Below are 22354 nucleotides of genomic sequence, written 5' to 3'. Positions count from 1 at the left end.
GATATGGCTGTTAAGTCGCCGAAACCTGCGGGCCGGCCGGGGGAGCCGTCGAAGGATGTTCGGCCCGCCGACCTTGATGACCTGGATCGCAGCATTCTGAGCCTGCTGCATGGCGATGCCCGGATCACCAACAGCGCGCTCGCGGAGGCGGTGGGCGTGGCGCCGTCAACGTGCCACGGCAGGGTCCGGCGATTGCTGGAGCTCGGCGTGATCCGCGGGTTCTACACCGACATCGACCCGGCCGCGGTCGGTTTGCCGCTGCAGGCGATGATCGCGGTCAACCTGCAGTCCAACGCCCGCGGGAAGATCCGCAGCTTCATCCAGCAGGTCCGCCGGATGCGTCAGGTGATGGACGTCTATTTCCTGGCCGGCGCCGACGATTTCATCCTGCACGTCGCCGCCCGCGACACCGAGGACCTGCGCTCGTTCGTGGTGGAAAACCTCAACGCCGACGCCGACGTCGCGGGCACCCAGACGTCGCTGATCTTCGAGCATCTGCGTGGGGCCGCGCCCATCTAGGCTCGTTTGGGCCTGGCTATGATCAGACAATGACCGAGCCGTCCGCGACCGCTACGGTGGAGATCAACGCCAGTCCCGATCGGGTGTATGAGCTCATCACCGACCTGTCGACGTTGGCGTCGCTGGCCGAGGAAGCCGTGGCGATGGAGTTGCGCACCGGCGAGGCGATCCGTCCGGGGGCGGTGTTCGTCGGCCACAACGAGAACAACGGCAAGCGCTGGCGGACGAAATGCACCGTCACCGACGCGGAACCGGGCCGCATGTTCGCGTTCGAGGTGCGCAGCGGGGTCATCCCGATCTCGCGTTGGCAATACGACATCGTCGCGGCCGACGGGGGCTGCCGGGTCACCGAGAGCACCTGGGATCGGCGCCCCGGCTGGTTCCGCACCATCGCCGCCAGGGCCACCGGCGTCGCCGATCGCGCGGCCGCCAACGCCGACCACATCCGGCTCACCCTGCAGCGCCTCAAACAGCGCGTCGAGACCGGATAGCGAACAGACCCGCGGCGCGCATGACCACACGTGACCCAGCCGTGGCGGTGGTGGGGGCCGGCATGTCCGGCTTGTGCGTCGCAATCGCGCTGCTGCGCAATGGCATTGACGATGTCACCATCTACGAGAAGGCGCACGAGGTGGGCGGGACGTGGCGGGAGAACACCTATCCCGGCCTGAGTTGTGACGTTCCGTCGCGGTTCTATCAGTACAGCTTCGCCACCAACCCGGACTGGACGCATCTGTTCTCGCCCGGCGGTGAAATCCAGGCCTACCTGTGCGACGTGGCGGACCGTTTCGCGCTGCGCGACCGGATTCGGTTCGGCACCGAAATCGTCAGCGCCCGATTCGAGGATGGTCGTTGGGTGTTGCGCAGCGACGCGGGCACCCAGGCGTCGGTCGACTTTCTCATCTCGGCGACCGGGGTGCTGCATCATCCCCGGGTGCCATCGATCGCCGGGTTGGACGACTTCGGCGGCGACGTCTTTCACTCTGCGCGTTGGGACCACGGCGTGCGGCTGCGGGGGCGGCGCATCGCGGTGATCGGCACCGGATCCACCGGCATCCAGCTGGTGTGTGGTCTCGTCGACGTGGCGGGCACGGTCATGCTGTTTCAGCGCACCGCTCAGTGGGTGCTGCGGCTGCCCAACCCGCGGTACTCGCGATTCACCCGCCTCACCCATCGGGCCGTTCCGTGGCTTGATCGGTTGGCCTACCGGGTGTACGGCCACATGTTTGAGACCTTCGCGGCCGCGGTGACCCAGCCCGGCTTGCGGCGAAAGCTGATGGGCGCGCTGTGTCGCGCCGGGCTGCGCAAGGTGCGCGACCCGGCGTTGCGGCGGGCGCTGACCCCCGACTACACGCCGATGTGCAAACGGCTGGTGATGTCCGGCGGGTTTTACCGGGCGATCCAGCGCGACAACGCCGAGCTGGTCACCGCCGGCATCGACCACGTGGAACGCCGGGGCATCGTGACCGCGGACGGCGTGTTGCACGAGGCGGACGTCATCGTGCTGGCCACCGGCTTCGACAGCCACGCGTTCTTTCGGCCGATGCAACTGATCGGCCGCGACGGCATCGTGGCCGAGGACGTGTGGCGCGACGGTCCACGCGCTCACCAGACCGTCGCGATGCCGGGGTTTCCGAACTTCTTTATGATGCTGGGCCCGCACAGCCCGGTGGGCAATTTCGCGCTCACGGCGGTCGCCGAATCGCAGGCCGAGCACATCCTGCGGTGGATCCAACGGTGGCGCCGACGCGAATTCGACACGGTGGAGCCGACAACGGCGGCGACCGAGACGTTCAACGCCGAACTGCGCGCCGCGATGCCCAACACCGTGTGGACCACCGGCTGCGACAGCTGGTATCTGGGTAAGGACGGGGTGCCCGAGGTGTGGCCGTTCACGCCGGCCAAGCACCGCGCCATGCTGGCCAACCCCGATCCCGGGCATTACCACCTGCGTGTGCGCACCGCGGCCGGCTGAGCGGCCGACGGCGTTCCCGTCGAGCTGGAACTCGCGCGATCGAGGCGGGTGCTGCACGTCTGGATCGTCGCGGGCGCATCGCCGAGGGTGACGACGAGATGCTGGTCTGTGTATCGCGGGCGAAGGGCGGGCGGGTGGTCATCGACGCCTAAGCCGGTAGCCCACGTGGGCCACACTGACGCCGGGCAGGGGTTTCCACGCGAAGGTGCGGCCGTCAAGTTCGAAGTTCTTCTTCTCGTAGAAGCTGCGGGCTTTGTGATTTTTCTCCGCGCACCACAGGATCACGTCGTCTGAGGGATTCGAGCGCAGGGCTTTGGTGAGCAGGCGGCCACCGATGCCGTGTCGTTGGCTGTGCTCTGCGATGTAGAGCGCGTCGATTTGAATTTCGTCAAGCCTTGCCGGGTCCGGCCCGAACATGGTCATGCCGAGTGTCTGGCCGCCCGACTCGGCGATCCACATGGCCCACCCGCGGCGGTTGAGGGTTTGCGGGTAGAGCTCTGTGGCCCAGCGATTCGGCTGCGCGAGCATGTCGAGGACATGCGCTTCCAGGATTCCGGTCCAGGACTGTCGCCACACCGGATAGTGCATCTTCGCGACCTTGGCGAAATCGGCCGGTTTGGCCTCCCGGATCCGGATGTCGCCGGGTTTCACCTGAGCACCTCCGCCGGTTGCGCCTGGAATCATCCAAGCCTAGATACGCGGTGGTGCGGGCGCAGCGTTACGGGCCAGCTCGTTCCTCGTCGTTGAACAGGCGTTCGGGGTGGTGGTAATCGTTGGTGCGGGGTTGGCCGTGGTCGAGTCGGGTTGGGGGGATCCATTCGGTGCGGCCGTCGGGGCGTTTGGTGGTCCGCCATCCTTGTCCGGCGAGTTGGTGGTTGGGTGTGCAGGCGAAGGTGAGCTTGTCGATGTCGGTGCGGCCGCCGGTGGCCCAGTCGTCGGTGTGGTGGACTTGGCACCAGTAGCCGGGGACGTCACAGCCGGGGTGGGTGCAGCCGCGATCCTGGGCGTAGAGCACCACCCGCTGGTCGGGTGAGGCAATGCGGCGGGTTCGGCCCAGATACAGTGGGCGACTTTGGTGTTCGTCGAAAATGGCCAGATAGTGGTAGGCGTGGCTGGCCATGCGGATCAGGTCGGCCATGGGCAGTAGAGTGCCGCCGCCGGTGACCGCGCGCCCGGCGGCGGAGGTCAGCTCGGCCAGCGTGGTGGAGACGATGACGGTGACCGGTAGTCCGTTGTGGGCGCCGAGTTTGGGGTCGCCGAGCTGGCCGCGGACCAGCGCGTTGAGGGCGTCGTGTTGGCGCTGGGCGGGGCTGCGCCGGTCACTGCGGGCGGCGTCGTCGGCGGGTTGGCCGTCGACGCAGGGCTTCTGGTCGTCGGGGTTGCACATGCCGGGGGCGGCGAAGCGCGCCAGCCAGGCATCGAGGTTGGCGCGCAGCTCGGGGGTGGCGATTAGCTTGCCAATGCTCATGCCATCGGGTCGCTGAGCGCACCAGCTGAAGCCGCGCTGGCGAGCGCGGTCGGCGTCGGAGAACTTCCCGTCCGGGTTGATCAGCAACGCGCACCGGTGGGCGACTTTTTCCAGCTGGTCGGGGCGGAGTTGGGTAGCGTGGTGGGCCAGGAAACGTTCGGCGCGCGCGACGGTGTCGGCGGGTGTGGCCTCGGGCAGGTCGTGAACAAAGGTCTGGATCACCCGCAGGTGCTGCCCGTCGAGCAGGCCCGCGCGCCAGGCCTGTGCGGTGGCCGGCAGGTGCGGGGGCAGCTGTTGACCGGTCAGCGTCACCCGCGGGGACAGCTCGGTGACGTCGCGCAGCCGGCGGCGGGCCTCCGCACAGCTGATGCGCAGCCAGTCGGCGATCACCTTGTGGGCCGGGCCGCCGATGTCAGCGGGATCCTCGCGTTCCAGGCTGGCGATCATGTCGTGGCTGACCGCGATCTGGCGTCGGCGCGAGGTTTCCAGGCGTTCCAGCGCGCGCAGCCGCACCGCGGGCTCAAGGACATCAAGGTGCAGTTGCCCGATTGCGGCCACGGCCGCATCCAGGGCGTCGAACGCGGCGGCCACCTGCGGCGGCGCGGCTACCGTCATCGAACTCATGTTCGAACAATAGCGCGGCCAGCCCGCAGACATCACCGCGCAGCGACCGGCTGTGGATAGACACCCAACTGTGGATAAACCTGGCCGCGCCCGCCCGGCGCGACGGGATGACGCGTGCCGTCGAACCCGCGACGAACGGGCGACGTCGAACCCGCGACGAACGCGCGACCAGAAGGCGCCCGCCGCCGACGATGGGGGACCCGGATCGGCCCCGCGACCGGTGAGCGGTGGCCCGACGGCCCGCGGTCCGGCAAGGACGGTGTGGACGAGGACGGGCATCGCTGGCTCCTTACGGAGCACGCCGCCATCGTCGATGGCCCACAATTGCGCCCAAAGTGCCAGCTACAGCCCGAAACTGCGGTCGCAGTAGGCTTCACCCATGCGGGTAGGCGTGCTGGGAGCCAAGGGCAAAGTCGGGACGACGATGGTCGCGGCTGTGCAAGCCGCCGAGGATCTGACCCTGTCCGCGGAGGTGGACGCCGGTGATCCGCTGAGCCTGCTGACCGACGCCCACACCGAGGTCGTCATCGACTTCACCCATCCCGACGTGGTGATGGGCAATCTGAAGTTCTTGATCGACAACGGGATTCATGCCGTGGTGGGTACCACGGGCTTCACCGAGGAGCGCCTGCGCCAGGTGGAGTGCTGGCTAGCCGAAAAGCCCAACACCGCAGTGCTGATCGCGCCCAACTTCGCGATCGGGGCGGTGCTGTGCATGCATTTCGCCAAACGGGCCGCGCCGTTTTTCGACTCGGCCGAGGTCATCGAGCTACATCACCCGTACAAGGCCGACGCCCCATCCGGCACCGCTGCGCGGACCGCGAAACTGATCGCGGAGGCCCGAAAGGGCTTGCCGCCCAACCCCGATGCCACCAGCACCAGCCTGCCCGGGGCCCGTGGCGCCGACGTCGACGGCATCCCGGTGCACGCCGTGCGGCTGGCCGGACTGGTGGCTCACCAGGAGGTGCTGTTCGGCACCACGGGAGAGACGCTGACCATCCGCCACGACAGCCTCGACCGCACCTCGTTTGTGCCCGGTGTGCTGTTGGCGGTGCGCCGCATCCGCGAACGACCCGGCCTGACCGTCGGCCTCGAGCCCCTGCTCGATCTGCGATGAGCGTGCGCATCCAATTGCTCACCGCGTTCATGTGCGCGGCGATGCTGGTCTACTTCGTCATGCTGGGCCGGCTCGCCGTCGCCATGATCGCCTCGGGCCGGGGGGCGGCCATCGGCCTGGGGCTGGCCCTGCTGATCATGCCCGGCATCGGGCTATGGGCCATGATCGCCACCCTGCGCGCCGGGTTCGCCCACCAGAGGCTGGCCCAGCTGATCGCAAAGGATGGCATGGAACTCGACGTCAGCGCGCTGCCGCGGCGCCCGTCGGGCCGCATCGAGCGGCACGCGGCCGACGCGCTGTTCGGCACCGTGCGCACCGAGTTGGAACGTGACCCAAATGACTGGCGCCGCTGGTACCGGCTGGCGCGGGCCTACGACTACGCGGGGGATCGCCGGCGCGCGCGGGAAGCCATGAAGACGGCCGTCGAGCTGCAGGCGCGCCAATGACCACGCTGCTGGTGGTGCACCACACCCCGTCGCCGCATTGCCAGGAGATGTTCGAGGCGGTGATCGCCGGGGCGACCGACCCCGAGATCGAGGGCGTGCAGGTCGTGCGACGGCCGGCGCTGACGGTCTCGCCGGTCGAGATGCTGGAGGCCGACGGCTACATTTTGGGCACCCCGGCCAACCTCGGGTACCTCAGCGGTGCCCTGAAACACGCCTTCGACTGCGCCTATTACCAGCTGCTCGACTCGACGCGCGGGCGTCCGTTCGGTGTCTACCTGCACGGCAATGAGGGCACCGAGGGAGCCGAGCGCGCCATCGACGGCATCACCGCTGGGCTGGGCTGGGTGAAGGCGGCGGAAACGGTTGTGGTGATGGGCAAGCCGACCAAGGCGGATGTCGAGGCGTGCTGGAACCTCGGCGCGACGGTCGCCGCGACGTTGATGGGCTGATATGCCCGCCCGGTCAGCCGTCCTCGTCGTTGGGGCGGTTTAGTTGCTCGGTGAACTCGGCCCAGGGGTTGGGATGGGCGTGCGGCAGAACCATCGTGTGCGGGGCTTGCACGCTGTCATCACTGCCCGCGGTACCCGACGCCTTCATTAACTCGACGGTCTCGGCGTTGCCCTGCCAGGCGTGAACGGCGGTGTCGTACAGAACCTTTGCGCAGGCCAGTTCCTCCTCGGCGAGGATCGGGAGAGATCGCGCCCCTCTGGGTGAGTCGTTGTTCGGGAGAACGTGCGCGTCATCGATTAGCGCCAGAACCTTGGCCATCGGCGCCCGCCAGTCAGCGCGGGAGTTCTACACCGTCAGCCGCAACGTCATGCCACCATGATCCGGCACCGGCACGATAGCCCCGACACAAATGCGCCAGTTCGACCCGCGGCATAGCTATCATCCGCGTTGTGACTCAATGGGAAATCTCGGCGGCGGGCCACCTGTGGCTGAACGGTGGCCGTCGTTGCGCGGGTCAAGGCTGGCGCGCATTATCGAGAAGCATTGCGGGTCACCTATCCACAGGTCAGGCAGCCACCGGCAGTATCGAGGACGGAACAGAGAATTCACATTCGCATACCATGACAATGCCGACGTTAGCGGGAGTAACGTCCGGCGTGTCTTAATTGAAGACATCGGTCTCACCGAGGCCGAAGCGCGAAGTGAGGTGAGCTGATGACGCTGCCGGCGCAAACCGTCATCTACCGCCTCGACCCTGCCCATGACCCAGAGTGGCAGTTCTACTCAATGCCAGAGAGCATCATCGGCGGGGGCAAGTGTCTGGACGAAGCGCGCGCTGAGTACCGCGACGCGCTGGCGTTCTCACTCGACACCGATGTCTTGCCTGAGGTTCGTGAGTACGTCGAACGCGAGATTGGCAACCTGGGCATCTGGATGCGCCTGCCGATCGACCATCCCAACTTTAATGGAGTTCTCAGCGACGTGCGGCGTCAGATCACCTCCTACCCCGAGGACCGTGACTGGTTCTTCGCCAACACGACGGCTGGTGGCGATCCGGTGATCGTCACTGCCTCCCCCGACGCACCGCTGAGCAGCATCTTGGACCAGATGACGATCTACGATTCGCTGATCTTGGCCATGCTCTATCGTGCGCCGGGGAAGTCCCAAAATGATTGGTTGTCGCTCGTCGGGGCCGAGGCCGTCGACGAGACCGAGGAAGCCGCCACCAGTTTCGAGGCGATGGGGCTTACGCCCGATTCGCCGTTGCGTGACCTCTTGGCGGCGGCGATGGAACGCCAGGTGAACAAGATCAGCGCACTCGCCCATTGCTGACATCAAGTCGGGCCGGACCTACGAGGAGGCCGCTCCCGACTCCGCAAACAGGTCCGGTGGGGGTCCCGCCGCGCGATGACGGCAATGACCGTCCGATAGCGCAGTGCCCGTAGACCCCGCGGCGTGCCCACGCGCGCATTCCTGGCAGCTTCCATCACATGCACACAAAACCGTGTTAAAACCACCCACGCCGACGTAAATAAGCCGTAAATGGATTTAGTACTGGCGCCTCTCGATCGGCGGTGGGCGGGTGCGGATCGCTAACCTGATCTCAATCCACAGGGTCTAATCAGCAAACACACAGGAACTGATTAGCAACCACACAGTTATCGTTCCGCCAGTGCAGGTGGGCACATTCGCAACGCGAGGAGCAATCGATGTCATTCCTGACCACACAGCCCGAAGAGCTGGCCGCCGCGGCGGGCAAGCTGGCCGCCATCGGCTCGGCGATGACCGCCCAGAACGCGGCCTCGGCGGCCCCGACCACCACAGGAGTGTTTCCCGCGGCCGCCGACGAGGTATCCGCGCTGCAGGCGTCGCTCTTCACCGCGTACGGCACCCTGTACCAACAGGTCAGCGCCGAAGCCACGGCCCTGTACGAGATGTTCGTCAACACCCTGCAGGTCAGCGCCGGGACATACGCCGCCACCGAAGCAGCGAACTCGTCGGCGGCCGCGTCCCCCTTGTCTGGCCTCTCGAGCATCCTCGCCGCCGCCCCTGGGCAGATCCCCAGTTGGCTGTCCAATCTCGCCAACATTGTCAACATCGGGGTTGGGAACTGGGGCTCGGCCGCGTCGGACCTGCTCGCGTTGACGGGCGGCGGTCTTGTTGCCACCGAGGTCGGTAACGAGGTGGCTGCCGTCGAAGCCGTCGAAGGAGCGGCGACCGCGGCGGGTGGGGCGGCAGCGCTCGGCCAGGCGCCGTTCGCGGCTGGCCTGGGCCAGGCATCGTCGATCGGCGCAGTGGCGGCGCCGCCCAGTTGGGTCGGACCGGCGGCGTCGGGCACCGGCGCGGGCGTGCTGCAGGGCGCGGGCTGGACCGCTGCCGCACCGGAAGCCGGCCGGGTCACGGCCCTTCCCGGGGCGCCGGCGCTGGCCTCGGGCACACGCACCCGCGCGGGCTTCGGCGCGCCGCGCTATGGCATCAAGCCCATCGTCATGCCAAAACCCGCGGCCGTCTAAGCACCCGGCGAACCATCTCAAGAAAAGGGATAACAATGGATTTCGGAGCATTACCCCCGGAGATCAACTCCGCGCGCATGTACATCGGCGCGGGCGCGGCGCCGATGATGGCCGCGGCGGCCGCGTGGAACGCCATTGCCGTCGAGTTGAGCGCCACGGCATCCTCCTTCGAGTCGGTGATCACGCAGCTGACCACCGAGCAGTGGTTGGGTCCCGCGTCGTTGGCGATGGCCGCCGCGGCCCAGCCGTTCTTGGCCTGGTTGACCTACACCGCCGAGGCCGCGGCGCACGCGGGTTCGCAGGCCCTGGCATCGGCGGCCGCCTACGAGACGGCGTTCGCCTTGACTGTGCCCCCGGCCGAGGTCGCGGCCAACCGGGCCCTGCTGGCCGCACTGGTGGCGACCAACGTGCTGGGTCAAAACACGCCGGCGATCATGGCCACCGAGGCCCACTACGCCGAGATGTGGGCCCAAGACGCGCTGGCGATGTACGGCTACGCGGCCTCCTCGGCGGCCGCTGGAATGTTGAACCCGTTGACCACGCCGTGGCAGACCATCAACCCGGCCGGGCTGGCCGGCCAAGCCGCCGCGGTCAGCCAGGCCGTCGCGGCCAGCACCGTCCAGCAGGTGGGCCTGGGGAACCTGATCGCCAACCTGCCCAACGCGGTGATGGGGCTCGCATCCCCGGTCGCGTCGGCCGCCCAGGCGACGGGGTTGGGCGGAATCATCCAGGACATCGAAGCCCTGCTTGGGATTCCGTTTGTGCAAAACGCCATCAACGGCGCGGTCAACACCGCGGCCTGGTTTGTCATGGCCGGCATCGCGAACGCCGTGCTCCTTCACCACGTCCTTGCCGGCGCCGCACCGGCATCCGCCGAGGCCGCCGCCGCTGCTGTAGCACCGGCGGCTGCGGGAGCGGCGGGATTGGCACCCACGGTGACGCCAGCCGGCTTGGGCGGAGCCGCGGTGTCGGCGGGTCTGGGCGAGGCCGCCTCGGTCGGCGGCCTGTCGGTCCCGGCGAGTTGGTCAACGGCCGCACCCGCAATGACCTCCGGTGCCACGGCGTTGGAGGGCAGCGGATGGGCCGTTCCCGAGGATGCCGGGGTGATCGCGGGGATGCCTGGGATGGCCGCGGCCGCCAAGGGCGCGGGTGCCTACGCCGGGCCGCGCTATGGCTTCAAGCCCATCGTGATGCCCAAACAGGTCGTCGTCTGATGGCGACAACGAGGCATCGGCGGCGACGCCGGCACCGTCACAAACGGCGCAAGTCATCGCCACCGGCACCATAATCGGGTGTCCAGACGGCTGTGGTCTACGCGGAAGCCGACGGTGTCGGCGGCCGCGGAGACGGCCTCGGTGACGACGGCCGCCGCCGGTGGTTTCATCGCGGTCGCCCTCGCTAACATTCGCATGCCAGGTGGATGCGTGCCCTGCGGGTCCGGCCACGAACGCGACAGAAGGCGTACCACAATGTCCTCACGGGATCTGACCGGCCGTACCGCGATAATCACCGGCGCCTCGAGGGGAATCGGGCTGGCGATCTCGCAACGCCTGGCCGAGGCGGGTGCCCACGTGGTGCTCACCGCCCGCAAGCAGGAGGCTGCCGAAAACGCCGCCGCCCAAGTCGGCGAAGGGGCGGTGGGCGTCGGCGCACACGCGGTCGACGAGGATGCCGCCCGGGCTTGCGTCGACCTCGCGCTGCAGCGTTTCGGCAGCGTGGACATCCTGATCAACAACGCGGGGACCAACCCCGCATACGGTCCGCTGATCGAGCAGGACCACGCTCGCTTCGCCAAGATCTTCGACGTCAACCTGTGGGCGCCGCTGATGTGGACCTCGCTCGTGGTCAAGGCATGGATGGGCGAACACGGCGGCGCGGTGGTCAACACCGCATCGATCGGCGGCATGCATCAAGCGCCCGCCATGGGCCTGTACAACGCGACCAAGGCCGCGTTGATTCACGTCACCAAACAACTGGCGCTGGAACTTTCACCGCGCATCCGGGTCAACGCGATCTGCCCCGGCGTGGTGCGCACCAGACTCGCCGAGGCGCTCTGGAAGGACCACGAGGATCCGCTGGCGGCGACCATCGCGATGGGACGCATCGGTGAACCCGTCGACGTGGCCAAAGCGGTGGCGTTCCTGGTGTCCGACGACGCGAGCTGGATCACCGGCGAGACGATGGTGATCGACGGCGGTCTGCTACTGGGCAGCGCGGCGGGTTTTCGCGCCCAACCGGAAAGCGCACGGTGAGCACTTCGCACAACGCCCCGACGGCACCGGCGCGGAGCTGAACGCGCGGGTGCGGGCGCTGCTCGCCGAACACGACCCGGCGACCACCGGGACGCGGGTCTTCCTCGGAGAACGGTTCGACGCGGGGGGGCTGGCGTGGGTACACTTTCCGCTGGGCAGCGGCGGGCTCGGGCTGCCGCGTTCATTGCAGGCGCAGGTTGAGGCGCAACTGTCCGCCGCGGGTGCGCCGCCGGCCGGCGGCCGTGTCGGGCCTGCGCAGCGTCCAGTCGTCGTAGTGCAGGCCGGTTTCCGGGTGCAGTTCCAGTTCGATACCCGAGATCTGTTGTGCCAGACGGGCGAAGGCCACCTTCATGCCGGCGCCTTCCGCAGCCGGGCTGACCGGTGGCGGCCTGCTAGCGCAACCGTTCACCGGTGAGCCGCAGCACCTCGGCTTCGACCCACAGCCGCGGCGATGGCCAGGCGCTCGTTGTTGAGGGTGGTGGCCGCAACCCGCCAGCCGCCCCCCTCCGGGCCGGGCCGGTTCGCGTCGGGCACCCGGACGTCTGTGAGGAACACCTCGTTGAACTCCGCCTCACCGGTTATCTGGTGTAGCGGCCGAATCTCGATACCCGGTTGCGTCATGTCGTACAAGAAGTGCGTCACGCTAGCGTGCTTGGGCACGTTCGGATCGGTGCGTTGCGACCAGGATCGCCAACTGCGCGTGTTGCGCCATGGACGTCCACACCTTCTGGCCGCTGACGATCCAGTCCTCCGGGTGATGCGCATCGCGGACCGCGCGGCCGTGGCGGCGGCTCTGGCGCAGGCCTACTGCGGTGGTGTCGCGGTCCACGCCGGGCTAACGGGCCAGCGCCGCACCGAAGACCTCCGTCATCGCCGCCCAATGCCGTTCGTCGGCGGCCTCGTCATAGGGCGGGTTGTCCGGGACCGCGAAACCGTGGTCGGCTTGATACCACTCGATCCGATGCGGCACATCGGCCGCCGTCAGCGCCTTCTCCACCTGTTCGGCGTGGTCGGCGGTGAACGACGGGTCGTTCTGGGCGCCGCCGATGTACACCGTGGCCCTCATCCGGTCTGCCAGCAGATGCGGGCTGTCCGGGCTGTCGGTCACCAGGCCGCCGCCGTGAAAGGACGCCACGGCGGCCACGCGTTCCGGCAGACGGCCCGCCAGCCGGACCGAGATCCGCCCGCCCATGCAATAGCCGCACACGCCGAAGCGGTCGCCGGCCACCTCCGGGCGAGCGGCCAGGTAGTCGAAGTAGGCGTCGGCGTCGCGGGTGATCCGGTCCGGCGTCAGCGTGCCGATCATGAACATCAGCCGCGCCCGCTCGTGCGGGTCGCCGAACGCGGTTGCCATGTCGAACGGCTGCCAGTGGCCCTGGCGGTAATACACGTCGGGAAGCAGCACCGCATAACCGAACCCGGCCAGTTTGGCGGCCATCCGGTCGAAGGTGTCGCGCACCCCGCCCGCGTCGGGAAACATGACCACACCGGGCCACGGCCCCGGGCCGTCGGGGGTGAAGAACCGCACGGCACAGCTGCCGTCGGGAGTGGTGACGCGGTCGGTGATGTTCGGCATGGCCTCCGTTGTACTCCTGTGGCCGCGAGATTTGTTGGCGTCGACCCGCCGCGCCCGGCTTCGCCGCGCTTGCGATCGCCGCGAGATTTGTTGGCGTCGACCCGCCGCGCCCGGCTTCGCCGCGCTTGCGATCGCCGCGAGATTTGTTGGCGTCGACCCGCCGCGCCCGGCTTCGCCGCGCTTGCGATCGCCGCGAGATTTGTTGGCGTCGACCCGCCGCGCCCGGCTTCGCCGCGCTTGCGATCGCCGCTAAGCTGGCCGCGTGCCGATCGCGACGCCCTACGAAGACCTGCTGCGCCTGGTACTCGAAACGGGTGCGACCAAATCCGATCGCACCGGCACCGGGACCCGCAGCCTGTTCGGCCAGCAGATCCGCTACGACCTCTCGGCTGGCTTCCCGTTGCTGACCACCAAGAAGGTTCATTTCAAGTCCGTGGTGTATGAGTTGCTGTGGTTTTTGCGCGGCGACTCCAACGTCGGCTGGCTACGGCAGCATGGCGTCAGCATCTGGGACGAATGGGCCAGTGACACCGGCGATCTCGGTCCGATTTACGGGGTGCAATGGCGATCGTGGCCAACCCCGTCGGGTGAGCACATCGACCAGATCAGCGCCGCGCTGGAATTGCTGCGCACCGACCCGGATTCCCGGCGCATCATCGTGTCGGCCTGGAACGTCGGCGACATCCCGCGGATGGCGCTGCCGCCGTGTCACGCCTTCTTCCAGTTCTATGTCGCCGACGGCCGGCTGAGCTGCCAGCTCTACCAGCGCAGCGCCGACCTGTTTCTGGGCGTGCCGTTCAACATCGCCAGCTACGCCGTGCTCACCCACATGATGGCCGCCCAGGCAGGTCTTGATGTCGGCGAGTTCGTCTGGACCGGCGGGGATTGCCACATCTACGACAACCACGTCGAGCAGGTGCGGCTCCAGCTCAGCCGCGAACCGCGGCCGTATCCGAAACTGTTTCTCGCGCAGAGGGATTCCCTCTTCGACTACACGTACGAGGACATCGTCGTGAAGAACTACGACCCACACCCGGCGATCAAAGCCCCCGTCGCCGTATGACGCGTGCCGACGACGACGCCGGCTCGGACAGCTTTCAAGCCGGGATCAAACAGGGGCGCATATGACAGAGCTGGGCCTGATCTGGGCCCAGTCGACGTCCGGTGTCATCGGCCGCGGCGGCGACATCCCCTGGCGGGTGCCCGAAGACCTGGCCCACTTCAAACGGGTCACCATGGGTCACACCGTGGTGATGGGCCGGCGGACCTGGGACTCCTTGCCGCCCGGCGCCCGGCCGCTGTCCGGACGGCGAAATGTCGTACTGAGCCGCCAAACTGACTTCGTGGCACCCGGGGCCCAGGTGGTCGGTTCACTTGAGGCGGCCCTGACCGGGCCGGAGACCTGGGTGATCGGCGGGGCGCAAATCTATGCGCTGGCCCTGCCGCGGGCCAGCAGATGTGAGGTCACCGAGGTCGACATCGACCTGCCCCGAGACGACGGCGACGCGTTGGCCCCGGTACTCGACGACACCTGGCTGGCCGAGACGGGGGAGTGGCTGATCAGTCGGTCCGGGTTGCGATACCGGTTGCACAGCTACTACCGCTCATGAGCGCCGCTCCTCCTCATCGCTTTGCTCTGCATCGTCGCGGCGCCTGCTCATGAGCGCCGCTCCTCCTCATCGCTTTGCTCTGCATCGTCGCGGCGCCTGCTCATGAGCGCCGCTCCTCCTCATCGCTTTGCTCTGCATCGTCGCGGCGCCTGCTCATGAGCGCCGCTCCTCCTCATCGCTTTGCTCTGCATCGTCGCGGCGCCTGCTCATGAGCGCCGCTCCTCCTCATCGCTTCGCTCTGCATCGTCGCGGCGCCCCGCTCATGAGCGCCGCGCAGGCCCGCCGGGTGGCCGTCGCGCTGGCCGGTGGGCTGGCGTCGATGGCGTCCTGGTTGGAGCTGTGTGGAATCAGCGTCGGCACCCGGGGCGATCTGGCCGGGGAGCGCCGCTCGGCCGCCAAGCGGGTCAGCTGATGACTGGCGTCGAAAGAGTCGAAAAGGTAAGGCTGGGGGATCATCTCGATTTCTCCAATGGACGTGCTTCGCCAGTGCGGGAGTCCGGCGGTCGCTACCCCGTCTACGGCGCCAACGGGGTCATCGGATACGCGGCCGAACACAACGCCCGTGGCCCGCTGATCGTCGTCGGCCGCGTCGGTTCGTATTGCGGTAGCTTGCGCTATTGCGATTCCGCTGCGTGGGTAACCGACAACGCGCTGGTGTGTCGGGCCAAGAAGCCCGAGGAGACGCGATATTGGTATTACGCGCTCCTGGGTCTCGGGCTCAATCGACATCGCGCCGGATCGGGACAGCCGCTGCTGAGTCAGAGCGTTCTGCGCAACGTGTCAATCCCGGCCGTCGCCGCGCCTGACCGCCCTCGTGTCGGCGAGGTTCTGGGCGCCTTCGACGACAAGATAGCCGCTAACGACCGGGTCATCGAAGCCGCCGAGGCGTTGATGCTTGCGATCGTCGGGCAGCTCTCTGAGCACGTGCCGTTGTCCAGCCTGGCAAAGAGGTCAACCGCGTGTCTTGATCCGGAGAAGTTCGCTGACCGCGTCGCTCATTACAGTTTTTCGGCATTCGATGGCGGCGCCCAGCCCAGTCGCGTCGCCGGGCGAACGATCAGGAGCGCAAAGTTCGTCCTGTCGGAGCCGTGTGTGTTGTTTCCGAAGTTGAATCCGCGCATCCCGCGAGTCTGGAACGTCACCAGCCTGCCGTCGGAAATGGCGTTGGCAAGTACGGAGTTCGTCGTGCTGCGGCCACTTGGCGTCGACACCTCAGCCGTGTGGGCGGCGTTGCGACAACCCGATGTCCTGGCAACACTGCGGCAACTGGTCGCGGGCATGACGGGAAGCCGCCAACGAATCCAGCCGCGCGAACTCCTGCGGGTTCGGGTGCGCGATGTGCGTCGGTTGACCGCCGGACAAGCAGCCGTGATAGCGAGCCTGGGTGCGCTGTGTCATGGGCGGCGGATCGAATCCGCGCGCCTGGCGTCGTGCCGCGATGCGCTGCTTCCACTGTTGATGTCCGGGATGGATGGTCTACCCGCTAGCCGGTAGCAACATCAAGAGCCAGCGCACCGTTGCGCTGGTACGTGAACTGGCCGCGCGCACGGCACCAACCAGACGGCGACGATCGAGGACGCCGTCGCGCGCCGCCTCTCGGAATTGGACCGCGAGGACATTGCACGCGCCGAGTCCCGGCGTGCCGCGGCGGACGAGACCCTGCGTGACCTCGACAAGCTGCTCAGCGACGACGACAAGCGCGCGCTTCGGCGATACGAAGTCGACCTCTACGATGACAGCGGTTTACCGCGGTGATCGTCGACACGTCGGCCATCGTCGCCATCGTGAGCGGTGAATCGGGCGCGCCGGCGCTCAAGGATGCGCTGGAGCGCTCACCGAACTCCCGAATGTCCGCGCCCAACTACGTCGAACTGTGCGCGATCATGCAGCGGCGGGACCGGCCGGAGATCTCTCGACTGGTGGACCGTTTGCTGGGCGACTACGGAATCCATATCGAAGCCGTCGACGCCGACCAGGCCCGCGTGGCCGCGCAGGCGTTTCGCGACTACGGCCGTGGCAGCGGCCATCCGGCCCGTCTCAACCTCGGCGATACCTACAGCTACGCCCTGGCCCAGGTCACCGGGGAGCCGCTGCTCTTTCGCGGTGATGACTTCACCCACACCGACATCCGACCGGCGTGCGCCTGAGTCCCCGCGGACACATCCGATATATGCATTAATGATATGTGTTCTTGGTATGCTCTCTAGGTGTGACTCGAACCATGATCGACATCGATGACGACCTGCTTGCTCGGGCCGCCAAGGAACTCGGTACCACGACAAAGAAAGACACCGTGCATGCCGCCCTAAGGGCCGCGCTGCGAGCCAGCGCCGCCCGCTCGCTCATGAACCGGATGGCCGAGAACGCAACCGGAATCGAGGACGAAGCCCTGGTCGACACAATGTGGCGAGACGGCCACCCAGCGAACACGGCATGACCACTCGCTTTTTGCTCGACAAATCAGCGGTGTACCGCGCTCACATCCCCGCGGTCCGACATCGCTTGGAACCGTTGATGGAACGCGGTCTACTGGCCCGGTGTGGCATTACCGATCTCGAGTTCGGAGTCTCGGCGCGCTCCCGCGAGGACCATCGAACACTGGGCACCTACCGGCGTGACGCGCTCGAATACGTCAACACCCCCGACGCGGTGTGGGATCGCGCATGGGAGATCCAAGAAGCATTGACCGACAAGGGATTTCATCGCTCGGTCAAGATCCCGGACTTGATTATCGCGGCGGTCGCCGAGCATCACGGCATATCGGTCATGCACTACGATCAAGACTTCGAACGCATCGCTGGCATCACACGGCAACCCGTGGAATGGGTGGTGCCCCCAGGAACGGCATGAGTCGCCCGCGATCGTTTTCTCGCAGGCACGCATCGGCGGGTCGGGCGATATGGCCGAGTCCGTCGCCCAATGTGCTGGCGGCAGTGATCAACGAGCTGGCTGCCGCTGGACTCGAACGGTAGCGATGGAGCATGCCGGTGATGGTGTGTGATGAAGCCCAACGGCTCGCAGCTGCAGGGCGAGTGCGAGGTGAGCCGACGAGCCACGGCATGCGACCTCGAGAAGGCGTTGGCCCACGGGGTCGCCGCTGGGCCTTGATGCTCGACGCGAAACCCGCCATGTCGGGCATCGCGCGGGGCACCGATAGGAAGGATCCGGGGATGTCGCCGAGGAAGAAGCGGGGGCCGCAGGCCCCGTCGACGAGGAAGGAGCTCAAGGATACTCTGTGGAAGGCCGCCGACAAGCTGCGTGGGTCGCTGTCGGCCAGCCAATACAAGGACGTGGTCCTCGGCCTGGTGTTCCTCAAGTACGTTTCCGACGCCTACGACGAACGGCGTGCAGCGATCCGTGCGGAAATGGCGGCCAACAGCCCGGGCGAGTCTCAGATCGAAGATCCGGTCGACGACCCTGAGGAATGCTTTGGACACGGTGCGTTCGTGGTTCCACCTAACGCTCGCTGGAAGTACTTGGCGCAGAATGCGAACGGCAAGCCGGCGGTCGGTGATGAGCCGGCGAAGAACATCGGTCAGCTCATCGACGAAGCGATGGACGCGGTGATGGCGGCCAACCCGACACTGGCTGGCACGCTGCCGCGGATCTACCACAAAGACAACATCGACCAGCGCCGGCTGGGCGAGCTGATCGACCTGTTCAGCGGCGCGCGCTTTTGCCGGCAGGGTGAGCACCGCGCACGGGATCTGATGGGTGAGGTGTACGAGTACTTCCTCGCCAATTTCGCTCATGCGGAAGGAAAGCGGGGTGGGGAGTTCTTTACGCCGCCAAGTGTGGTCAAGGTGATCGTCGAGGTACTGGCGCCGGCCCGAGGTCGGGTGTATGACCCGTGCTGTGGATCCGGCGGCATGTTCGTGCAGACCGAGAAGTTCATTGATGAGCACAATGGCGACCCCAACCACATTTCGATCTACGGCCAGGAAAGCGTCGAACAGACCTGGCGGATGGCAAAGATGAACCTTGCCATCCATGGGATCGACAACACAGGGCTTGGCCCGCGGTGGGCTGACACGTTCATCTGCGACCAGCACCCGAACGTGCCGATGGACTACGTGATGGCCAATCCTCCGTTCAACATCAAGGACTGGGCCCGCAACGAAGTGGACCCACGTTGGCGCTTCGGTATCCCGCCGGCCAACAACGCAAACTATGCGTGGATCCAGCACATCTTGTCCAAATTGGCGCCCGGAGGCCAGGCTGGGGTGGTGATGGCAAACGGTTCGATGTCCTCGAACTCCAACGGAGAGAGTGACATTCGTGCCAAGATCGTTGAAGCAGATCTAGTTTCGTGCATGGTTGCACTTCCTACTCAGCTATTCCGTAGCACCGGAATTCCGGTGTGTCTATGGTTCTTCGCCAAAGACAAGACGGCAGGCGCGCAGGGGTCGGTTGACCGATCCGGGCAGGTGTTGTTTGTCGATGCACGCGAATTCGGCTACATGGTTGACCGGGCCGAGCGGGCGCTGTCCACCGAAGAGATCCTGCGCATCGGCGAGACCTACCATGCGTGGCGCGGATCAACGTCGGCTGCTGTGAAGGGCCTGACCTATGAGGATGTTACGGGCTTTTGTAGGTCAGTCACGCTGACGGATATCAAGGCAGAGGATTATGCGCTAACACCAGGGAGATATGTGGGTGCACCTGATGTCAAGGACGACGAAGAGCCCGCAGATCGGAAGATTGCGCGGCTAACGACGCAGCTCAGGGCGGCATTCGACGAGTCGGCGCGGCTGGAAAAGGTTGTGCGAGAACAGCTGAAGCGAATCGACTGGTGAATACGGCCGGAATATTGATTCGTAGCCAAGCGGGAGGGAACTTCGGGCTTAAAGAAGAGTCGCCGCGCTACGCGGAACAAGCGCGCCGATCGATCAGCTGACCAACGGATTTCGCACGAGCAGCGTAGAACTGAAGCGTCCGAAATCCCGGTCGGCCGACCATAATTCACGCACACCGTGGGATGCGCAGAGTGCGGCGATCCTGGCGTCGTGCACCATGGACCCGACGATCCTGCCGGCCGTGAGCATCGTCTTCAGTTGGTCCCAATAGCCAGTCGGCTCACCCAGCACGGACAGCGTTGGCGAAGCAAGCCACGCATCGATTTGGGCGATCGCTTGGCTTCGGGTGCTGGGCGGGTTGTAGATCTTTGGGTGCGTGCAGATCGCGAAGAACTCGTGCAGGCATGGCCACGGTATCGCCCAGGCCGGTCTTCCCTCGGCGAGCGCCTTCACGGTGGGCGCCGCCACGGCGTGGAATTCGGCGTCGCGCCGGTGTGCGTACACCAGGATGTTGGTATCGACGGCGATCATGCCGGGTCTTGGTAGATCGTGTTCCGAATCTTTTCCCAGGACGCCCCGCGAAACGATGGCTGTAAGCCCTCGCCGTCGACGCTTGCGTCGGCAAGTGCGAACCGTGAGTCGCCGCAGCGTTGCTCGACGACGCCGCGCAGCCCAGTTTCGATCAACTCCCGCAAGGTGGTCCGTTCACGGCGCGCAAGTTCCTGAGCCGCTCGGACGAGCTCGTCGGGAAGATTCACGGTGGTCTTCATACTGCGAACCATATCAACAAAACCATACAACCATATCAGCGCCGCGGACCTGGCTCTAGACCGGCGGTGCACCGGCGGTGAACGACGACGTTATCGACGACGTCGGCGCTGGTGCTGGCCTTGGTCGGCAAGACCGCGGAGGCCGACCTGTTGCGGGCACGGCTGCCCGGGATGCGATGGCACGCACCACATGTGATCGACGCCGAGTTTGGCAACCTGCTGCCGCGCTGCGCGTCGGCGGCCTGCTTGTCAACGACCGCTATCCACCCGCCGGCGCGCATGCTCGACGAGCCTGGACCCTGCGGCACAACCTCACGCATTACGACGCGCTCGACGTGGCACTGGTCAGCCACCTCGACATCCCCCTGCTCACCGCGGACCCGCGCCTGCGCCGCGCGTCGGTCCTGACCTGCCACACCGAACTCGTCTCATTGCGGCCAGTTCACCCGCGTTAAGGTGAGCGCCGTGGCCGAGACCGCGCCGCTGCGCGTGCAACTGATCGCCAAGACCGACTTCTTGGCCCCACCGGACGTGCCCTGGACCACCGACGCCGACGGTGGAGAGGCGCTGGTCGAGTTCGCCGGCCGGGCCTGCTATCAGAGCTGGTCCAAGCCCAATCCGAAGACCGCGACCAACGCCGGCTACATCCGGCACATCATCGACGTCGGACATTTCTCGGTGCTCGAGCACGCCAGCGTGTCGTTCTACATCACCGGCATCTCGCGATCGTGCACCCACGAGCTGGTCCGCCACCGCCATTTCTCCTACTCGCAGCTGTCCCAGCGCTACGTGCCCGAGAAAGACTCGCGGGTCGTCGTGCCGCCCGGTATGGAGGACGACGCCGACTTGCGCCACATCCTGACCGAGGCCGCCGACTCCGCCCGCGCCACCTACACCGAGCTGCTGACCAAGCTGCAAGCCAAGTTCGCCGAGCAGCCCAACGCCGTTTTGCGCCGCAAGCAGGCCCGCCAGGCCGCCCGCGCGGTGCTGCCCAACGCCACCGAAACCCGCATCGTGGTGACCGGCAACTACCGGGCCTGGCGGCATTTCATCGCCATGCGGGCCAGTGAGCACGCCGACGTGGAAATCCGGCGACTGGCCATCGAGTGCCTGCGCCAGCTCGCCGGCGTGGCCCCCGCGGTGTTCGCCGACTTCGAGGTCACCACGCTGGCCGACGGCACCGAGGTCGCGACGAGTCCTTTCGCTACCGAAGCCTGAAAGCCTGAGCCAGGCGCGCCTGCAAATGTGCAGTCCGCGCGGCGTGTCACCGGACAAACACACGCGCTCGCGGCGGTAGCAGAAAGCGTGGTGCCGCCAGGTAACCTTGAACACCGTGAGCACCGTCGGATTCGACGTTCCCGCCCGCCTGGGAACGCTGCTGACCGCGATGGTGACACCGTTTGGCGCCGACGGCTCCCTGGACACCGTTGCCGCGGCGCGGCTGGCGAACCACCTGGTGGACCAGGGGTGCGACGGCCTGGTGGTCTCGGGTACCACCGGCGAGTCGCCGACCACCTCCGACGACGAGAAGATCGAGCTGCTGCGAACCGTCCTGGACGCGGTCGGCGACCGGGCCCGCGTCATCGCCGGCGCGGGCAGCTACGACACCGCGCACAGCGTCCGGCTGGCCAAGGCCTGCGCGGCCGAGGGCGCGCACGGGCTGCTGGTGGTCACGCCCTACTACTCCAAGCCGCCACAGCGGGGGCTGCAAGCACACTTCACCGCCGTCGCCGATGCGACCGAGTTGCCGATGCTGCTCTACGACATCCCCGGGCGGTCGGGGGTGCCCATCGAGCCGGACACCATTCGCGCGTTGGCGGCGCACCCCAACATCGTCGGGGTCAAGGACGCCAAAGCCGACCTGCCCAGCGCCGCCCAGATCATGGCCGACACCGGACTGGCCTATTACTCCGGCGACGACGCGCTCAACCTGGCCTGGCTGGCCATGGGCGCCGTCGGCTTCATCAGCGTGATCGGTCATCTGGCGGCCGGTCAGCTTCGAGAGCTGTTGTCCGCCTTCGGTTGCGGAGACATCGCCACCGCGCGCAAGATCAACGTCGCGCTGGGCCCGCTGCACAACGCGATGAGCCGCCTGGGTGGGGTGACATTGGCCAAGGCGGGTCTGCGGCTGCAGGGCATCGACGTCGGCGATCCCCGGCTGCCGCAGGTGGGTGCGACACGGGAGCAGATCGACGCGTTGGCCGCCGACATGCGTGCGGCCTCGGTGCTGCGGTGAGC

At 66.9% G+C, this 22354-nt stretch carries 27 protein-coding genes and 3 pseudogenes; 22 read left to right on the top strand and 8 right to left on the bottom strand.

Annotated features, from left to right (window positions below; all coding sequences use genetic code 11):
- Window positions 1–3: 3 nt before the first annotated feature.
- From aldR to G6N20_RS10490, 3 genes are read left to right on the top strand one after another with little or no spacing between them, the layout of a single operon-like run.
- Window positions 4–519 carry an HTH-type transcriptional regulator AldR gene (gene aldR, locus G6N20_RS10500; RefSeq protein WP_083050121.1) on the top strand — a complete coding sequence of 172 codons (516 nt, stop codon included), beginning with the start codon at window positions 4–6 and terminating at the stop codon, window positions 517–519.
- A 29-nt stretch (window positions 520–548) separates the two neighbouring features.
- Window positions 549–1010, top strand: coding sequence for an SRPBCC family protein (locus tag G6N20_RS10495; protein ID WP_083050124.1), 462 nt, complete (start codon window positions 549–551; stop codon window positions 1008–1010).
- 20 nt (window positions 1011–1030) lie between these two features.
- Entirely contained in the window at window positions 1031–2494 is a 1464-nt protein-coding gene (locus G6N20_RS10490; protein ID WP_083050126.1) for a flavin-containing monooxygenase, read from the top strand.
- A 138-nt stretch (window positions 2495–2632) separates the two neighbouring features.
- Here the strand turns inward: G6N20_RS10490 and G6N20_RS10480 are convergent, their stop codons facing one another.
- Together G6N20_RS10480 and G6N20_RS10475 are read right to left on the bottom strand one after the other, a co-directional pair.
- Window positions 2633–3178: a GNAT family N-acetyltransferase gene (locus G6N20_RS10480; protein ID WP_083050128.1), complete on the bottom strand. Its 546-nt coding sequence runs from the start codon at window positions 3176–3178 to the stop codon at window positions 2633–2635.
- Between the two features lie 34 nt (window positions 3179–3212).
- Complete coding sequence (locus G6N20_RS10475; RefSeq protein ID WP_083050131.1) at window positions 3213–4586, bottom strand: HNH endonuclease signature motif containing protein; 1374 nt, start codon at window positions 4584–4586, stop codon at window positions 3213–3215.
- 379 nt (window positions 4587–4965) lie between these two features.
- On the opposite strand from G6N20_RS10475, the gene dapB reads away from it, so the two are divergent.
- Genes dapB through G6N20_RS10460 form a run of 3 tightly spaced genes read left to right on the top strand, consistent with a single transcriptional unit; the run spans window position 4966 to window position 6598 of the window.
- Window positions 4966–5703: a 4-hydroxy-tetrahydrodipicolinate reductase gene (gene dapB, locus G6N20_RS10470; RefSeq protein WP_083050133.1), complete on the top strand. Its 738-nt coding sequence runs from the start codon at window positions 4966–4968 to the stop codon at window positions 5701–5703.
- A complete protein-coding gene (locus G6N20_RS10465) occupies window positions 5700–6149 on the top strand; it encodes a tetratricopeptide repeat protein (protein WP_083050135.1) in 450 nt (149 codons plus the stop codon). The genes dapB and G6N20_RS10465 overlap by 4 nt, the downstream gene beginning before the upstream one ends.
- Window positions 6146–6598: a flavodoxin family protein gene (locus G6N20_RS10460; RefSeq protein ID WP_083050138.1), complete on the top strand. Its 453-nt coding sequence runs from the start codon at window positions 6146–6148 to the stop codon at window positions 6596–6598. The genes G6N20_RS10465 and G6N20_RS10460 overlap by 4 nt, the downstream gene beginning before the upstream one ends.
- A 13-nt stretch (window positions 6599–6611) precedes the next feature.
- On the opposite strand, the gene G6N20_RS10455 is transcribed toward G6N20_RS10460, so the two are convergent.
- Window positions 6612–6917: a hypothetical protein gene (locus G6N20_RS10455; RefSeq protein WP_083050140.1), complete on the bottom strand. Its 306-nt coding sequence runs from the start codon at window positions 6915–6917 to the stop codon at window positions 6612–6614.
- Between the two features lie 396 nt (window positions 6918–7313).
- Here G6N20_RS10455 and G6N20_RS10450 point away from each other — a divergent pair, with 396 nt between their 5' ends.
- From G6N20_RS10450 to G6N20_RS21215, 5 genes and pseudogenes are all read left to right on the top strand, one after another.
- Window positions 7314–7931 carry a hypothetical protein gene (locus G6N20_RS10450; RefSeq protein ID WP_083050142.1) on the top strand — a complete coding sequence of 206 codons (618 nt, stop codon included), beginning with the start codon at window positions 7314–7316 and terminating at the stop codon, window positions 7929–7931.
- Between the two features lie 377 nt (window positions 7932–8308).
- A complete protein-coding gene (locus G6N20_RS10445) occupies window positions 8309–9112 on the top strand; it encodes a PPE family protein, SVP subgroup (protein ID WP_083050145.1) in 804 nt (267 codons plus the stop codon).
- A 35-nt stretch (window positions 9113–9147) separates the two neighbouring features.
- Entirely contained in the window at window positions 9148–10326 is a 1179-nt protein-coding gene (locus tag G6N20_RS10440) for a PPE family protein (protein ID WP_083050147.1), read from the top strand.
- Between the two features lie 255 nt (window positions 10327–10581).
- On the top strand, window positions 10582–11364 hold the full coding sequence (locus G6N20_RS10435) for an SDR family oxidoreductase (protein WP_083050175.1): 783 nt from the start codon (window positions 10582–10584) through the stop codon (window positions 11362–11364).
- 37 nt (window positions 11365–11401) lie between these two features.
- Window positions 11402–11614 (top strand): annotated as a pseudogene (locus G6N20_RS21215) (acyl-CoA dehydrogenase family protein); the annotation flags it as partial.
- Here the strand turns inward: G6N20_RS21215 and G6N20_RS10430 are convergent.
- Together G6N20_RS10430 and G6N20_RS10425 are read right to left on the bottom strand one after the other, a co-directional pair.
- A pseudogene (locus G6N20_RS10430) lies at window positions 11606–12199 on the bottom strand (acyl-CoA dehydrogenase family protein); the annotation flags it as partial. The pseudogenes G6N20_RS21215 and G6N20_RS10430 overlap by 9 nt on opposite strands.
- Window positions 12200–12940 (bottom strand): dienelactone hydrolase family protein, encoded by a 741-nt coding sequence (locus tag G6N20_RS10425; RefSeq protein ID WP_083050149.1) that lies wholly within the window; start codon window positions 12938–12940, stop codon window positions 12200–12202.
- A 262-nt stretch (window positions 12941–13202) separates the two neighbouring features.
- On the opposite strand from G6N20_RS10425, the gene G6N20_RS10420 reads away from it, so the two are divergent.
- From G6N20_RS10420 to G6N20_RS10380, 9 genes and pseudogenes are all read left to right on the top strand, one after another.
- Window positions 13203–14003: a thymidylate synthase gene (locus G6N20_RS10420; RefSeq protein WP_083050153.1), complete on the top strand. Its 801-nt coding sequence runs from the start codon at window positions 13203–13205 to the stop codon at window positions 14001–14003.
- A 61-nt stretch (window positions 14004–14064) separates the two neighbouring features.
- On the top strand, window positions 14065–14550 hold the full coding sequence (locus G6N20_RS10415) for a dihydrofolate reductase (protein ID WP_083050156.1): 486 nt from the start codon (window positions 14065–14067) through the stop codon (window positions 14548–14550).
- A 262-nt stretch (window positions 14551–14812) separates the two neighbouring features.
- The gene (locus tag G6N20_RS10410) at window positions 14813–14962 is read left to right on the top strand and encodes a hypothetical protein (RefSeq protein ID WP_232065326.1); all 150 of its coding nucleotides are present in this window, start codon (window positions 14813–14815) and stop codon (window positions 14960–14962) included.
- Window positions 14962–16044 (top strand): restriction endonuclease subunit S, encoded by a 1083-nt coding sequence (locus tag G6N20_RS10405; RefSeq protein WP_083050178.1) that lies wholly within the window; start codon window positions 14962–14964, stop codon window positions 16042–16044. Before G6N20_RS10410 ends, G6N20_RS10405 begins: the two co-directional genes overlap by 1 nt.
- A pseudogene (locus tag G6N20_RS10400) lies at window positions 16022–16305 on the top strand (type II toxin-antitoxin system VapB family antitoxin). The gene G6N20_RS10405 and the pseudogene G6N20_RS10400 overlap by 23 nt, the downstream one beginning before the upstream one ends.
- The gene (locus G6N20_RS10395; RefSeq protein ID WP_083050159.1) at window positions 16302–16697 is read left to right on the top strand and encodes a type II toxin-antitoxin system VapC family toxin; all 396 of its coding nucleotides are present in this window, start codon (window positions 16302–16304) and stop codon (window positions 16695–16697) included. The pseudogene G6N20_RS10400 and the gene G6N20_RS10395 overlap by 4 nt, the downstream one beginning before the upstream one ends.
- Window positions 16698–16771: 74 nt before the next feature.
- Window positions 16772–16987, top strand: coding sequence for a type II toxin-antitoxin system VapB family antitoxin (locus G6N20_RS10390; RefSeq protein ID WP_083050180.1), 216 nt, complete (start codon window positions 16772–16774; stop codon window positions 16985–16987).
- Window positions 16984–17400: a type II toxin-antitoxin system toxin ribonuclease C21 gene (gene vapC21 / locus G6N20_RS10385; RefSeq protein ID WP_083050160.1), complete on the top strand. Its 417-nt coding sequence runs from the start codon at window positions 16984–16986 to the stop codon at window positions 17398–17400. Before G6N20_RS10390 ends, vapC21 begins: the two co-directional genes overlap by 4 nt.
- 320 nt (window positions 17401–17720) lie before the next feature.
- Entirely contained in the window at window positions 17721–19346 is a 1626-nt protein-coding gene (locus tag G6N20_RS10380) for a class I SAM-dependent DNA methyltransferase (RefSeq protein ID WP_083050181.1), read from the top strand.
- A 93-nt stretch (window positions 19347–19439) separates the two neighbouring features.
- Here G6N20_RS10380 and G6N20_RS10375 read toward each other — a convergent pair whose 3' ends face one another.
- The 3 genes from G6N20_RS10375 to G6N20_RS10365 are packed head-to-tail and all read right to left on the bottom strand — an operon-like array spanning window position 19440 to window position 20532.
- A complete protein-coding gene (locus tag G6N20_RS10375) occupies window positions 19440–19877 on the bottom strand; it encodes a TA system VapC family ribonuclease toxin (RefSeq protein WP_083050163.1) in 438 nt (145 codons plus the stop codon).
- A complete protein-coding gene (locus tag G6N20_RS10370) occupies window positions 19874–20116 on the bottom strand; it encodes a hypothetical protein (protein WP_197745473.1) in 243 nt (80 codons plus the stop codon). The genes G6N20_RS10375 and G6N20_RS10370 overlap by 4 nt, the downstream gene beginning before the upstream one ends.
- Window positions 20117–20151: 35 nt before the next feature.
- Window positions 20152–20532 carry a hypothetical protein gene (locus tag G6N20_RS10365; RefSeq protein ID WP_158084776.1) on the bottom strand — a complete coding sequence of 127 codons (381 nt, stop codon included), beginning with the start codon at window positions 20530–20532 and terminating at the stop codon, window positions 20152–20154.
- Window positions 20533–20581: 49 nt separating this feature from the next.
- Here G6N20_RS10365 and thyX point away from each other — a divergent pair, with 49 nt between their 5' ends.
- Window positions 20582–21334 (top strand): FAD-dependent thymidylate synthase, encoded by a 753-nt coding sequence (gene thyX, locus G6N20_RS10360; RefSeq protein WP_083050182.1) that lies wholly within the window; start codon window positions 20582–20584, stop codon window positions 21332–21334.
- 115 nt (window positions 21335–21449) lie between these two features.
- Complete coding sequence (dapA, locus tag G6N20_RS10355; RefSeq protein ID WP_083050184.1) at window positions 21450–22352, top strand: 4-hydroxy-tetrahydrodipicolinate synthase; 903 nt, start codon at window positions 21450–21452, stop codon at window positions 22350–22352.
- The last annotated feature ends 2 nt before the right edge of the window (window positions 22353–22354 follow it).

This window comes from Mycobacterium shinjukuense, from assembly GCF_010730055.1.
GTDB lineage: Bacteria > Actinomycetota > Actinomycetes > Mycobacteriales > Mycobacteriaceae > Mycobacterium > Mycobacterium shinjukuense.
The sequence above is the reverse complement of the archived record's forward strand: the minus strand, read 5'-3'. Positions and strand labels throughout refer to the sequence as shown.